15 protein-coding genes and 1 tRNA gene are annotated in these 13,338 nt (G+C 62.8%); 8 read left to right on the top strand and 8 right to left on the bottom strand.

Annotated features, from left to right (window positions below):
* Positions 1 to 21: 21 nt before the first annotated feature.
* Both gcvH and gcvT read right to left on the bottom strand, forming a co-directional pair.
* The gene (gcvH, locus tag AZSI13_RS14455; protein ID WP_109041882.1) at positions 22 to 408 is read right to left on the bottom strand and encodes a glycine cleavage system protein GcvH; all 387 of its coding nucleotides are present in this window, start codon (positions 406 to 408) and stop codon (positions 22 to 24) included.
* A gap of 72 nt (positions 409 to 480) precedes the next feature.
* A complete protein-coding gene (gene gcvT / locus AZSI13_RS14450) occupies positions 481 to 1,572 on the bottom strand; it encodes a glycine cleavage system aminomethyltransferase GcvT (RefSeq protein ID WP_109041881.1) in 1,092 nt (363 codons plus the stop codon).
* A gap of 548 nt (positions 1,573 to 2,120) precedes the next feature.
* Between gcvT and AZSI13_RS14445 the strand changes: the two genes are divergently transcribed.
* The 3 genes from AZSI13_RS14445 (at position 2,121) to AZSI13_RS14435 (ending at position 3,890) form a co-directional block, all read left to right on the top strand.
* On the top strand, positions 2,121 to 2,324 hold the full coding sequence (locus tag AZSI13_RS14445; RefSeq protein WP_109041992.1) for a bacterioferritin-associated ferredoxin: 204 nt from the start codon (positions 2,121 to 2,123) through the stop codon (positions 2,322 to 2,324).
* Positions 2,325 to 2,487: 163 nt separating this feature from the next.
* Positions 2,488 to 2,961: a bacterioferritin gene (gene bfr, locus AZSI13_RS14440; protein WP_109041880.1), complete on the top strand. Its 474-nt coding sequence runs from the start codon at positions 2,488 to 2,490 to the stop codon at positions 2,959 to 2,961.
* Positions 2,962 to 3,008: 47 nt separating this feature from the next.
* The gene (locus AZSI13_RS14435) at positions 3,009 to 3,890 is read left to right on the top strand and encodes a DNA ligase (protein WP_109041879.1); all 882 of its coding nucleotides are present in this window, start codon (positions 3,009 to 3,011) and stop codon (positions 3,888 to 3,890) included.
* A gap of 65 nt (positions 3,891 to 3,955) precedes the next feature.
* Here AZSI13_RS14435 and efp read toward each other — a convergent pair whose 3' ends face one another.
* Together efp and earP are read right to left on the bottom strand one after the other, a co-directional pair.
* On the bottom strand, positions 3,956 to 4,513 hold the full coding sequence (efp, locus tag AZSI13_RS14430; RefSeq protein WP_109041878.1) for an elongation factor P: 558 nt from the start codon (positions 4,511 to 4,513) through the stop codon (positions 3,956 to 3,958).
* A 112-nt stretch (positions 4,514 to 4,625) separates the two neighbouring features.
* On the bottom strand, positions 4,626 to 5,825 hold the full coding sequence (gene earP / locus AZSI13_RS14425) for an elongation factor P maturation arginine rhamnosyltransferase EarP (RefSeq protein WP_109041877.1): 1,200 nt from the start codon (positions 5,823 to 5,825) through the stop codon (positions 4,626 to 4,628).
* Between the two features lie 50 nt (positions 5,826 to 5,875).
* On the opposite strand from earP, the gene AZSI13_RS14420 reads away from it, so the two are divergent.
* From AZSI13_RS14420 to AZSI13_RS17640, 5 genes are all read left to right on the top strand, one after another.
* Positions 5,876 to 6,556 (top strand): uracil-DNA glycosylase, encoded by a 681-nt coding sequence (locus AZSI13_RS14420; RefSeq protein ID WP_109041876.1) that lies wholly within the window; start codon positions 5,876 to 5,878, stop codon positions 6,554 to 6,556.
* A 7-nt stretch (positions 6,557 to 6,563) separates the two neighbouring features.
* Positions 6,564 to 8,414: an excinuclease ABC subunit UvrC gene (gene uvrC, locus AZSI13_RS14415; protein WP_109041875.1), complete on the top strand. Its 1,851-nt coding sequence runs from the start codon at positions 6,564 to 6,566 to the stop codon at positions 8,412 to 8,414.
* Positions 8,415 to 8,990 (top strand): CDP-diacylglycerol--glycerol-3-phosphate 3-phosphatidyltransferase, encoded by a 576-nt coding sequence (gene pgsA / locus AZSI13_RS14410; RefSeq protein WP_109041874.1) that lies wholly within the window; start codon positions 8,415 to 8,417, stop codon positions 8,988 to 8,990.
* 91 nt (positions 8,991 to 9,081) lie between these two features.
* Positions 9,082 to 9,157: transfer RNA gene (locus tag AZSI13_RS14405), tRNA-Gly, on the top strand.
* Positions 9,158 to 9,712: 555 nt separating this feature from the next.
* Entirely contained in the window at positions 9,713 to 9,883 is a 171-nt protein-coding gene (locus tag AZSI13_RS17640) for a hypothetical protein (RefSeq protein WP_165833539.1), read from the top strand.
* Between the two features lie 18 nt (positions 9,884 to 9,901).
* Here AZSI13_RS17640 and AZSI13_RS14400 read toward each other — a convergent pair whose 3' ends face one another.
* The 4 genes from AZSI13_RS14400 to AZSI13_RS14385 all read right to left on the bottom strand — a co-directional run bounded on the left by AZSI13_RS14400 (position 9,902) and on the right by AZSI13_RS14385 (position 13,337).
* Entirely contained in the window at positions 9,902 to 10,762 is an 861-nt protein-coding gene (locus AZSI13_RS14400; protein ID WP_109041873.1) for an Hsp33 family molecular chaperone HslO, read from the bottom strand.
* Between the two features lie 8 nt (positions 10,763 to 10,770).
* Positions 10,771 to 11,139, bottom strand: a complete 369-nt coding sequence (locus AZSI13_RS14395; protein ID WP_109041872.1) for an ArsC family reductase — start codon at positions 11,137 to 11,139, stop codon at positions 10,771 to 10,773.
* An 85-nt stretch (positions 11,140 to 11,224) separates the two neighbouring features.
* Positions 11,225 to 11,752, bottom strand: a complete 528-nt coding sequence (locus AZSI13_RS14390; protein WP_109041871.1) for a gamma carbonic anhydrase family protein — start codon at positions 11,750 to 11,752, stop codon at positions 11,225 to 11,227.
* Between the two features lie 145 nt (positions 11,753 to 11,897).
* On the bottom strand, positions 11,898 to 13,337 hold the full coding sequence (locus tag AZSI13_RS14385; RefSeq protein WP_235609785.1) for an aminoacyl-histidine dipeptidase: 1,440 nt from the start codon (positions 13,335 to 13,337) through the stop codon (positions 11,898 to 11,900).
* Position 13,338: the final 1 nt, after the last annotated feature.

Here is a 13,338-nt window from a genome sequence, read left to right as displayed (position 1 = left end):
CCTTTCCCGGCCGGGCCCCGGTTATTCGCTGGCTGCGACAGCGCCGTAGGCGGCGGCGTCGAGCAGGCTGGCCACGTCGGCCAGGTTCTGGGGTTGCAGCTTGAACAGCCAGGCGGTGTAGGCATCCTCATTGAGGGTTTCCGGGGCGTCCACCACGGCGTCATTGACCGCGAGGACGGTGCCGGCGACGGGAGCGTAGACATCGGCGGCGGCCTTGACGGATTCCACCACGGCGGCTTCCTGGCCGGCGGCCAGGCTCTTGCCTACTTCCGGCAGTTCAATGAAAACCAGATCCCCCAGGGCTTCCTGGGCGTGGTCGGTAATGCCGATGGTGAGGGTGCCATCCGCTTCGGTGCGCACCCATTCGTGGCTCTTGGCGTACTTCAGGTCGGCGGGGATGTTGGACATGGGTTTCTCCTTGAATCGGTTTGAATGGGGATGGTGAATGTTGAATAAGAACATTCTGGACAAAAAGCTGGATCAGGCCACGGCCTTGCCGCGACGGACGAAAACAGGTTTGACCACCTGGGCTTGGAGCAGCTTGCCGCGAATATCCACCTGCACGCTGTCGCCAATGGCGACGCCCAGGGGCAGCCGGGCCAGGGCGATGGATTGTTCGAGGGTGGGGGAATAGGTGCCGCTGGTGATTTCGCCTTCGCCCTGGGCGGTGATGACCTTCTGATGGGCTCGCAGCACGCCCTTGTCCAACAGCTTGAGGCCAAGGAACTGGGCCTTCTGGCCGTTGGCGAGGAGGGCAGCCTTGCCGACGAAATCTCGTCCGGATTTTAGGTCGACGGTCCAGGCCAGGCCGGCATCCAGGGGCGAAACGGTTTCATCCATGTCCTGGCCGTAGAGGTTCATGCCGGCTTCCAGGCGCAGGGTGTCTCGGGCGCCCAGGCCGCAGGGGCGAACACCGGCTTCCAGCAGGGCATTCCAGAAGGTTTCCGCCTTGCCGGCCGGCAGGGCGATCTCGAAGCCGTCTTCGCCGGTATAGCCGGTGGTGGCAATGAAAAACTGCCCGATCTGCACGCCGAAGAAGGGGGGCAGGGCTTCCGTCGCTGCTTTCACTTCCGGCAGCACCTGCCAGACCTTGGCCTTGGCCTGGGGGCCTTGCACGGCAATCATGGCCACGGCCCGGGGGCCTTCACGCAGGGGAATGACGGAGACTTCCAGCTGCCACTGGCCCAGCAGGTGATCCATCCAGGCCAGATCCTTGTCGGCGGTGCCGGCGTTGATGACCATGCGGTAGTGGGTGTCGCCGAGGTAATAGACGATGAGGTCGTCCACCACGCCGCCGGTCTCGTTGAGCATTGCACTGTAAAGGGCTTTGCCGGGAACCTGGAGCTTGTCCACGCTGTTGGCGATGAGGCGCTCCAGGAATTTCCTGGCATCCGCACCGGAGATATCGACGGCGCACATGTGGGAAACGTCGAACATGCCGCAATCCTGCCGCACGGCGTGGTGCTCCTCGATCTGGGATCCATAGTTTACGGGCATGTCCCAGCCGCCAAAATCCACCATGCGGGCTTGGTGCTGGCGATGGCACTCGTTCAGGATGGTTTTTCTCGTCATTTCAGTTCCTCACGAAAGCCGGTCCAGGCTTGTTCTGAAAATGAGACGGTAGGGGCTGTGGCTGCCATCCCCCTAGTTTCAGGAACTTCCTGCCCTCGCGCTGGAGGGTGGGGCGATGCAATCGCTGCACCATCGGCATGTTTCTGGGTCCTGCCTGATTTTGCCGATTTACTGATGCCGGCTGAATTTACCGGGCCTTGGAAAAGATTGGAAAAACCTGGTCGGTTGGACCACAGAAGCGGGTGGCATCAGAGGAAAACAACCCTGTTGGGTCGGTGCAGCCTTGCGCGGGGACTATACCCAATGCCCCCCGGCCTGACAACCAAGCGGGCGGGGCCATCTCGGCGTTACGGCAGCGCTCCTGCCGGCTGTTGGCCAGCGGGTTTGCGTATCAAGCTTCAGACCTCTCCGGCCTGAAATTTCCGGGCCGGAGAGGGGGCAGCCGGGCGAGTCATTAAAAGTTTGTTGAGAAGCACTTGCATTAAGTGGCTTTTGTGATAATAATTCTCATTGACGAGTTATTGATTGCTGCCCAGGAGCTTTCCGCCATGTACGTTTGTGTCTGCCATGCCGTGACCGATCGGCAAATTTCTGCCTCCGTGGCTATGGGGGCCACCAGCCTCAAAGATCTGCGCGAAGAGTTGGGCGTCGGGAGTTGCTGCGGCAAGTGCGCCCGCGACGTTCGCGAGCAACTGCGCAGTGAACTCGGTAGCTGCCAGGGCTGTGGCGGCTGTGGCCGCAAGCCCTCCTGAGCATCTCCCCCCGATCTCGCTTTATCAACCTCGGGTCGCGGTTCGGTCGGGCAGTCCGATCCGTATTCCCCCTTGCCCCTGCTCCTTGCGGACCAGGGGCTTCTTTTTTGTGGCGTGTGCTAATCTTCAGGCACCAATTTCCCCTATTGAGAAGGAGCCTGCCATGAAGGGCGACAAGAAGGTTATTCAATACCTGAACAAGATCCTGGCCAATGAGCTCACGGCTATCAACCAGTACTTTCTTCATGCCCGCATGTACAAGAACTGGGGCCTGAAGAAGCTCAACGACCATGCCTATCACGAGTCCATCGACGAGATGAAGCATGCGGACAAAGTCATTGAACGCATCCTCTTCCTCGAGGGCTTGCCCAATCTGCAGCAGTTGAACAAGCTCTACATCGGCGAAAACCCGAAGGAAATGCTCGAGTGCGATCTCAAACTGGAACTGCAGGCCGTTCCCCTGCTGCGTGAAGCCATCGCCCACTGCGAGTCGGTTGCCGACTACGTGACCCGGGATATCCTGGAGGACATTCTGGAAGCGGAGGAAGAGCATGTGGATTGGCTGGAAACCCAGCAGGAGCTGATTGCCAAGGTGGGCTTGCCGAATTACCTGCAATCCCAGATGCACGACGACTGAGTCGGCCTTCCGACTGCTCCGTTTTTTGCCAGGTTCCAGGATAGGCCATGATCAGGCTCCTGCAGTGGCTTGAATGGTGGGGGCTGCGGGGCGGGTTGGCGGTCTTTCTGCTCGGCTTTGCTTCTGTTTCTCTGGCCGGAGTGGAGGAACGAGGCTTTCTCCTGGCGGAAACCTACCGTAGCGACCTCCACGCTGCTGATGTCGGTATTTACCTGGTCAGCGAAAAGCTGGATGGCGTGAGAGCCCAGTGGGATGGTGTCGGCTTGCGCTTTCGCAGTGGTCGGCCGGTGGCTGCACCGGCCTGGTTTCTTGCCGGATTGCCAGCCCGGCAGCCCCTGGATGGGGAGCTGTGGTTGGGCCGCGGGCAGTTCGATGCCCTGTCGGCCATCGTTCGCCGGGAAGTGCCTGACGATGCCGCATGGCGGCAGGTACGCTACATGGTGTTTGAACTCCCCGATGGCAACGGTACTTTTACCGAGCGCGCGGCCCGCTTGCGGGAAGTGGTCGCTGCGGCCAGCGTGCCCTGGCTGGTAGCCGTGGAGCAATTCAGGGTGGCCGATGAAGCAGCCTTGATGAAGCGCCTGTCCGTCGTGCGGCGAGCCGGTGGCGAAGGCTTGATGCTGCATCGGGCCGATGCCCCTTACCTTACCGGGCGCAACCCTGCCTTACTCAAACTCAAGCCCTGGCAGGATGCCGAAGCCGTGGTAGTGGGATACCAACCCGGCAAGGGGCGCCATGCGGGCGTGCTGGGGGCGCTTCGGGTGGAAATGCCGGATGGCCGGCAGTTCCTGTTGGGGAGTGGGTTTACCGACGCCGAACGGCGCCGGCCGCCGCCCCTGGGGGCGGTGGTGACCTACCGTTATCGCGATCTGACTTCCCGGGGCTTGCCGCGCTTCGCCAGTTTTTGGCGGCTTCGGGACAATTTCTGAAAGCAAAAAGGGCTGCCGCAGCAGCCCTTTTTCTTTTGCACAGGCCGCAGGAGCGGCCTTGCCGATTACTTCACCCGGTTCTTGTACTCGTCGGTACGGGTGTCGATTTCGATCTTGTCGCCGATTTCCACGAAGGCGGGAACCATCAGCTCGAAGCCGGTACCGATCTTGGCGGGCTTCAGCACCTTGCCGGAAGTGTCGCCCTTGACGGCAGGTTCGGTGTAGGTCACTTCACGCACCACGGAGTTGGGCAGCTCAACGGAAATAGCCTTCTCGTTGAAGAACACCACTTCACAGGCCAGGCCGTCTTCCAGGTACTTGAGGGCGTCGGTCATGTTGTCGGCTTCGATGTCGAACTGGTTGTAGTCGGCATCCATGAAGACGTACATGGGGTCGGCGAAGTAGGAGTAGGTCACTTCCTTGCGGTCCAGCTGGACCACTTCGAACTTTTCGTCAGCCTTGTACACTGCTTCGCTGGCGGCGCCGGTCAGCAGGTTCTTCATCTTCATCTTGACCACGGCAGCGTTGCGGCCGGACTTGTTGTATTCGGTCTTCTGGATCACCAGGGCGTCGGGGCCCACCATGATTACGTTGCCGGAGCGGAGTTCTTGGGCGGTCTTCATCGTCAAATCCTGCGGAAAATATTGAGGGGCTGGCCTGGGAGCTGGGAAAACGGGAGCAGGGAGACGAAAAACAACCTGCACAAAGATCCGAGCCAAAAATCAAAGCGCGTGATTATAGCTTACTTCGGCAGAATCTCACCAAGGATTCGGCCAGGTCGGGCAGGCGAGACTGGGCGCTTTGCCACCGTTTGGCATGCTCGGCCAGGGCAGGTAGGTGGGCGATGAATGCATCCCAGCCATCACCGGGAGGGACTTCGGCCAGACCGTTCCAGGCCATCCAGAAAGCGCGCAGGCTGGTGGCAGCGGCGGGTTCCAGCGAGGCGGTATAGGCGTCGATGAAAGCTGTCAGCTTGTCCGCATGGGCCTCGGCTTCCTGGGGGTAGATTTGCCAGACCAAAGGGCGTGCGGCCCATTGGGCGCGGACGAAGGAGTCTTCCCCTCGCACGAAATTGAGGTTGCAGGCCCAGAGCAGTCGGTCGTAGTCTTCCTGGGCAAGAAAATCCATCAGCCTGATTCGCAGGGCGCCCTGTTGCCAGGAGTCTCCGGCCCCTTGCAAGCGGCCACCGCTCCAGGCGTTGATCTGGGGCAGGGCGGGGCCCAGGGGGGCCAGGCAGAGAATGGGCTGCGGCCCCTTGCTCCAGCTTTCCAGCAGCCCCTGGATGGGCAAGTGGCCGTAACAGAAGAGGGAGACCGGCCGTTCGCCGGCCCGGGGCGCCGTACCCACCTGTTGCCAGAGGTGCGCTTGAGCCGCTGCATCGGCCAGAAAGGCGCTGCGTTGGGCCTCCAGTTCCTGCTCCCGCAACAGGCCGCCGGTACGTTCATCGAAGCCGGGAAAGAAAAAGTACTTGATGAGGGGCAGGCGGGGGTGGGGGGAGGCAACGCTATGGCAGTGGGCCGCCCAGTCTTCGGCCGTCAGGTATTCCAGGTTGAGCCAGACTGGCGGCCGGGCGCAGCGGGCCATGGCTGCCAGATAGGCCGCGGGGAGTTCGCAGGCGAAAGCTTCGATGACCACCTGGGCCGCCTCCACCTCCGGCAATGGCATCTGCCAGTGCCGGATACGAACGCCGGCGACACTTTGCTCCGGTGCGTCGATTTCCACCGCCGGGCAAAGCCGGGCGAAGCTCTTGAGATCGTCTACCCACAGGCATACCTCGAGACCGATTTCCGAGGCCAACTGCCGGGCCAGGCGCCAGCACACGCCGATGTCCCCGAAATTGTCGACAACGGTGCAGAAAATGTCCCAGCGCCAGGGCTTGCCAGGGGCGGGAAAGGCTTGGGGAGCGGCGGATTCCATGGGGCGCCATGGTAACATTTCGGCCTTCCTGCTCCGCTTCCTGCCACGCTCTCCCGAGCTTTCCGACCATGCCCGCTGCTGTAAAGACTCCCGCCACTCCGGCCACTTTTTCCACCGACTGTACGGATTGCCCCCGTCTGGCCGAGCATCTGGCGGCGATCCGCCAGCGGGACCCGGACTGGCACGCCCGTCCGGTGCCTTCTTTTGGCAGCCTGAAATCCCGCCTGCTGGTGGTGGGCCTGGGGCCCGGGGAGCGGGGTGCCAATCGCACCGGCCGGCCGTTCACCGGCGACATCGCCGGGGAATTGCTCTATCCCTCCCTGCACAAATTCGGCTTCGCCACCGAGTCCTGGCCCCTAAATGCGGAAGGCTGGGCAAACACGAGCCTGGAGCTGAAGGATTGCCGTATCACCAACGCGGTGCGCTGCCTGCCGCCCCAGAACAAGCCCCTGCCGGCAGAAATCCGCCAGTGCAACGATTACCTGGGCCAGGAAATCGCTGCCATGCCGAACCTCAAGGCTATCCTCATCCTGGGCGCCGTGGCCCACCAGGCGGTGTTGCGCACCTTCGGCCTGAAGGTCAAGGATTACCCCTTTGGCCACGCCGTGCGCCATGTGCTGCCCGGCGGCGTGGAAACCTTCACCAGCTACCACTGCAGCGGCTACAACACCCGCACCGGGCGCCTCACCACCGAGGGCTTCGAGGCCGTGGTGGGCGCCATCCGCGACAAGCTGGACCGGCTCGACTGAGGACGCCATGAGCGAGTCTCCGGAAGCATCCGTCCAGGCTGTCGAGCCGGAGGTGCCTGCCTTCGATGCCAAGACCTTCCTGGCGACCCTGACGGACCTGCCGGGGGTCTATCGCATGCTCGACGCCACGGGCAAGGTGCTCTACGTAGGCAAGGCCAAGAACCTCAAGAAGCGCGTTTCGTCCTATTTTCAGCGTACCGTTTCGAGCCCCCGCATCGCCCTCATGGTGAGCCGCATCCGTGGCATTGACACCACCGTGACCCGCTCCGAGGCCGAGGCCCTGCTGCTGGAAAACAACCTCATCAAGAGCCTGGACCCGCCTTTCAACATCCTTTTCCGGGATGACAAGTCCTACCCCTACGTGCAGCTCACCCGGGATGAATTCCCGCGCCTGGCCTTCTTCCGTGGCGCCCCGGACCGCAAGGCCGATTACTACGGCCCTTTTCCTGCGGCCTCGGTGGTGCGGGATTCCATCCATCTGCTGCAGAAGACCTTCCACCTGCGCACCTGCGAGGATTCAGTCTTCGCCAACCGTTCCCGTCCCTGCCTGCTGTACCAGATCCACCGCTGCAGCGGCCCCTGTGTCGGCCTCATCAGCGAGGAGGATTACGCCAAGGATGTGCAGTTGGCGGCCCTCTTCCTCAAGGGCAAGCAGCACGAGGTGATCCTGCGTCTGACGGAGGCCATGGAACAGGCCTCCCTGGCCCTGGCTTTCGAGCAGGCGGCAGCCCTGCGGGACCGTATCCAGGGCCTGCGCCGCATCCAGGAAAAGCAGTATGTGGATAGCGGCCGTGACGAAGATGCGGATGTCGTGGTGGCCGTCCAGGAAGCCGGCATGCTCTGCCTCAACCTGGCCATGATCCGCGGTGGCCAGCATCTCGGGGACAAGCCCCTGTTTCCCCGGAATGCGGCGGATTGCGAACCGGCGGAGGCCATTGCCGCCTTCCTCGACCAACATTACCGGGAGCATCCGATTCCCGCCCGCATCCTGGTCAATGTGCCGCCGGCGGACGAAGAGGCGGGCGAAAGCCTGGCGGCCCTGGCCGAGCGCCCGGTGCCCATCCAGGAGCCGCGCCAGACGGCCCATCGCATGTGGGTGGAGATGGCCGTGCAGAATGCCCGTATTGCCATTGCCTCGCGCCGCGCCACCCTGTCCATGCAGGGGCAGCGCCTGGAAGCCCTGCAGGAAGCCCTGGGCTTGGCGGAGCTGCCGCAGCGCATCGAGTGCTTCGACATCAGCCATACCCAGGGGGAGGCCACCGTGGCTTCCTGCGTGGTGTACCAGGGCAACGGCATGCGCAAGTCCGAATACCGGCGCTACAACATCCGCGACATCCAGAAGGGGGATGACTACGCCGCCATGCGGCAGGCCGTTTCCCGGCGCTACGATAAGGTGGCAGCGGGGGAGGGCGTCTGCCCCGACCTTATTCTCATCGACGGCGGCAAGGGGCAGGTGGGTGTGGCCTACAGCGCCCTGGAAGAGCTGGGACTGGCCCAGGTGCCGATGATCGGCGTTTCCAAAGGACCCGAGCGCAAGGTGGGGATGGAGCAACTGGTCTTTCCCGATGAGCGAAAGCCGCTACAATTGCCGGCAGAACATCCGGCCCTGCACCTGATTCAGGAAATCCGCGACGAGGCGCACCGCTTCGCCATCTCCGGCCACCGCGCCCAGCGCGGCAAGGCCCGGAAGACCTCCACCCTGGAAGAAATCCCTGGCGTGGGGCCGACGCGGCGCAAGGCCCTCATTGCCCATTTTGGCGGCTTGCAAGGCATCGCCGGCGCCAGTGTGGACCGCCTGGCCCAGGTGCCGGGTATCAGCCGGGAACTGGCAGAACGAATTTACTCAGCACTGCACTGAATGCCCTTCAACATACCCATCTTCCTGACCTGGCTGCGCATCGTCCTGATTCCGCTGCTCATTGCCATCTATTACCTGCCCGAATCCTGGGCCAGTCTGCAGGAGCGCAATCTCATCGCCACCGTGGTCTTCGTCGTGGCCGGTGCCACCGACTGGCTTGATGGCTATCTGGCCCGGGCCCTCAACCAGACCTCGGCCTTCGGCGCCTTCCTTGATCCCGTGGCAGACAAACTCATGGTGGCGGCGGCTCTCATCATGCTGGTGCAGCTGGATCGGACCAACGCGGTCATCGCCGCCATCATCATTGGCCGGGAAATCACCATTTCCGCCCTGCGGGAGTGGATGGCCAAGATCGGTGCCTCGAAGAGTGTCGCGGTTTCCATGATCGGCAAGATCAAGACCACGGCCCAGATGGCCGCCATTCCCCTGTTGCTGTACCAGCAGCCGGTGGCCGGAGTGGACGTGCTTTCCGCCGGTACCTGGCTCATCTACATCGCTGCTGTGCTGACCCTCTGGTCCATGGGCTACTACATGCGGATGGCCTGGCCGGAGATTGCGCGGCATGTGGATAAATAGGGAAAACAGAGGAAACTTCGAGAAAGTGTTGACAGCCCTCCGAAAGTCTATATAATTCGAGTCTTCCTGATGCAGCAACGGTCAGCGAAACGCGGGAGTAGCTCAGTTGGTAGAGCGCAACCTTGCCAAGGTTGAGGTCGAGAGTTCGAGACTCTTCTCCCGCTCCAGAATTCAAGAAACGGGAAAGTCGGTGACGACTTTCCCGTTTCTCATTTCTGCGTGCTTAACCTGCACCCGCCTGTCCCCGGAATGCCTAGCGGAACTCCATGAAATGCGGCGTTTCGCTACTTTCATCCCATTCCTCCGGCTTTCCCTCGATATGCCGGATAGCAGCCGCCTTGGTGGCTCCGCTTCACCTCCCTTCCGTTTTGCCTGTGGTATCCCCATCTCACGATACCGCCTGGCGGTTCCAGCTTCTCACTACGCCTTCCTACACGTTTCCAGCTTTGCGAAATGGCCCGCCAATGGTCGTCATTGGGCGGAATACAAGTCCATTCGCCATTTCGCCGTGGGGCGCTCACTTGGCCGGCGAGGTTCTCTAGCAGGGGGGGCCACCATCTGTGGCCTCTCTGGAATCACCCTTTTATTAAAATGGTTTTAAGGGCGTTTTCAACTTTCGTTGCAGGAAGTTGATTCTTTTGTTTTTATGCATTCCAGCTTATTGCCTCGGCATGGCCGGTGCCGTTAGATTGCTTCCACCTTGACCGTTCTGGAGAAGCAAAATGAATTTCCCCGAGCAGCGGCGCCCTGAAGACGACGATGGCTATCCCGTGGAGTTTCCGTCCCTTGAGCACCTGGGCCGGCAGCTGGATGCTTATTACCGCAATACCCTGGTCTTTGCCGGTAGCCTGGCCACCACTGTGGCCGGGCTGTTGGCTTACGCCAGGCTCTAGGCGCCTGGCTCGCCAAATTCAGTGCAGGGTGGGGGCATCCGGGCCGAAGAGATCGGCCACGGCCTGGGCGTCGAAGCGGTATTCCCGGTTGCAGATATCGTCGAGGATGACGATTTCCCCGTGCTCCCGCAGGATATCTTCCGCTTCCTGGCGGCCGACGGCCCGCAGCATGTCCCGTACCTTGTCCCAGTCCTCCGGGCAGTGATAGGCCACGCTCCGAGGAGGATAGAGACGAATGGTTTCCTCGGCGAAAACACGGCCGAGCAGGGTTTCCGTATCCAGTCCCAGCAATTCTTCCGGCTTCAGGGTGGCGGCCAGCTGCTGCAGGCGGTTCCAGCCATCCGCATCCTTTTCGGCAGCGCCGGGCAGGGTTTGCAGAAAGAGGCCGGTGACGCCTTCCGGCGAGGCCGCCAGATAGAGGCGGGAAGGCTGCTGTTCTGACTGTTCCAGGTAGTGCTCGAAGACCGCGGCAATGCTGTTGCCTTCCAGGGGCACGAAGCTCTGGTAGGGCTCCCGGGCCTGGGGCAGGTCCAGGGTGAGCATCAGCTGGCCGTGGCCCCAGAGTCGTTCCAGGCTGGCGTTGGCATCTTCCGCCAGGCCTTCGGCCCGGGCCATGCCGCGGAATTGCAGGTTTTCGTTGCAGTCGATGACCAGCATCGACAGGGGGCCGTCTCCCCGCAGTTGGAAGGTGAGGCGGCCGGCCTGCTTGAGCTGGGCCGCGATGATGGCGGTGACGGCGGTCATTTCCCCCAGCACTCGGGCCACCGGGGCCGGGTAAGCACGGCCGGCCTGCATGGCCTGCCAGGACGGGCCGAGGCGGACAATGGCGCCGCGGATGTCCAGCGCTTCAAAGAGCAGGCGTTGTACGGTGTCTTCCATGGCGATCCTTACTTGAAAAGAGCGGTATAGCGTTCGGCGTCGAAGCCCAGATGCACGGCGCCCTTCAGTTCCAGCACCGGGCGCTTGATCAGGCTGGGGAATTCCGCCATCAGGGCCAAGGCCTTAGTTTCATCCACGTCGGCCCGCTGTTCCTCGCTGAGCTTTCGCCACATCAGGCCCCGGGTGTTGAGCAGGGCCTGCCAACCTACCCGCTGGTTCCATTCCGGCAGATGGGCAGCAGCGACGCCGGCCTTTTTGTAGTCAATGAATTCATAGGCGATGCCTTGGGTAGTGAGCCAGGCGAAGGCCTTTTTCATGGTGTCGCAGTTCTTGATGCCGTAGATGCGGCAGTCGGGCGCGGGAGTCTGGGTGGTCATGGGGCAATGATTCATGGGGAGGTGGAACGATGCCGGAACACCGGCATCCGGCGGGGGATAATCCAGCCGGGGCGGAATTGTCGCCTCAAGCGCGCAGTTCTGTCAGCTTTTCCCGATAACGTTGGGCGTTTTCCACGTAATGGGCGGCGCTTTTCTGCAGCTTGGCAATTTCTTCTGGGGTGAGTTCCCGTACCACCTTGCCCGGGGCGCCCATGATCAGCACTCCGTCGGGATAGACCTTGCCTTCGGCGATCAGGCTGTTGGCACCGACGATGCTGTGCTTGCCGATCACCGCCCGGTTGAGGATGGTGCTACCGATGCCGATGAGGGAGCCGTCTCCCACGGTGCAGCCGTGCAGCATGACCATGTGGCCCACCGTGACGTTGGCGCCGATGTGCAGGGGTACGCCGTCATCCGTATGCAGCACCGAGCCATCCTGGATATTGCTGTTGGCGCCGATGTGGATCGGATCGTTGTCGCCCCGCAGCACGGCGTTCCACCAGATGGAGACATTCTCCGCCAGGCGGGCATCGCCGATCACCGTGGCGTTGGGGGCAATCCAGGCGCTCGCGGCGATCTGGGGTGTTTTCTGGTCGATCTTGTAGATGGGCATGGGGTTCCTCGAGGTTCTCTTTTTTAGCCACAGAGGACACAGAGTTCACAGAGAGGGGTAGTCGTTGGTAGCAGCCGGTCTATTGGCTGACACGCCTTGGTTCTGCAGGCCTCTGTGTTCTCTGTGCCCCCTGTGGCAAAGATTTTCAGGTTTTAGGCAAGGCAGCCAGCAGGGCCACCAGGAACTGCCAGCTCTTGGCCACCGTATCTACTTCCACCCGCTCGCCGGGGGCGTGGGCGCCGTGGATGGTGGGGCCGAAGGAGAGCATGTCCAGCCCCGGGTATTTGGCGCCGATGATGCCGCACTCCAGGCCGGCGTGGATCACTTCCACCTTGGCCTCACCGCCGAACTGCTGTTGATAGACCTGTTGCGCCAGGGCCAGCAGGGGGGATTCGGGATTCGGCTTCCAGCCGGAGTAGCCGTCGGTGAGCTGGCAATCGGCACCGATCAGGGTGAACAGGTCGGCAATGCGCCGGGCGTGGGCCTGGGCGGCCGAATCCACCAGGGAGCGGACCATGAAATTGGCCCGGGCCTGGCCGTTGCCTACACTGAGCACCCCCAGGTTGTTGGAGGTTTCCACAATGCCCGGCACCGCCAGGCTCATGCGGGCCACCCCGTGGGGGGCGGCATTGAGGGCGGCCAGCAGCTGTTTCTGGGCAGGCCGGGCCATGGCCGGGGCGGGCAAGCCAGGCAGCTCGGAGAGGCGCACGGATAGGCGGTCTTCCACCCCCTTCAGCTCCAGGGCAAGCCGGTCGGCGCTCGCCGCCAGGGTAGTCTGGAGATCGGCCAGGGACGCCACTTCCAGGGCAATCGTGGCAAAGGCTTCCCGCGGCAGGGCATTGCGGGCGGTGCCGCCATCCAGGGCGATCAGGCGCCAGAGATCCGCCGGCAGCTCTCCCAGGAGCCGCACCAGCAGCTTGATGGCGTTGCCTCGCTCCTTGTGGATGTCGATGCCGGAATGGCCGCCGGTCAGGCCGGTGAGGGCGATGCGGGCGCTGATCCAGCCCACCGGCAGGGGCTCGTTGGCATAGTGGTAGGTGGCGTTCACATCCATGCCGCCGGCGCAGCCCAGGTACAGATGGCCCCACTCCTCGGTGTCGATGTTGATCAGGCGACGGCCCTGCAGCAGGCCGGGGGCCAGGCCCAGGGCGCCGCCCATGCCGGCCTCCTCATCCACCGTTAGCAGCACTTCCAGGGGCGGGTGGGAGAGCCCCTCGGCTTCCAGCACCGCCAGGGCCAGGGCTACGCCGATACCGTTGTCGGCCCCCAGGGTGGTGTTCTCTGACCGCAGCCAGCCATCCTTCAGCAGGGGGCGGATCGGGTCCTGGTGAAAATCGTGGCCCGTGCCACTGTTCTGCTGGCAGACCATGTCCACATGGCCCTGCAGGATGACGCCGGGCTCCTGCTCCCGGCCGGGGCTGGCCGGCTTGCGGATGACCAGATTGCCCACGGCGTCCCGGGCGGTGGCGAGGCCCAGGCCGGCGGCCCAGGCGCTCAGATATTCCAGCAGGGCCGCCTCATGCTTGGAGGCGCGGGGGATGGCGCAAAGGGTGGCGAAGTGGCGCCACACCGCGACCGGTTGCAGG

Source organism: Azospira sp. I13, from assembly GCF_003112695.1.
GTDB lineage: Bacteria > Pseudomonadota > Gammaproteobacteria > Burkholderiales > Rhodocyclaceae > Azospira.
Note: the sequence above shows the minus strand (reverse complement) of the source record. Positions and strands in the feature narration are given on the sequence as shown.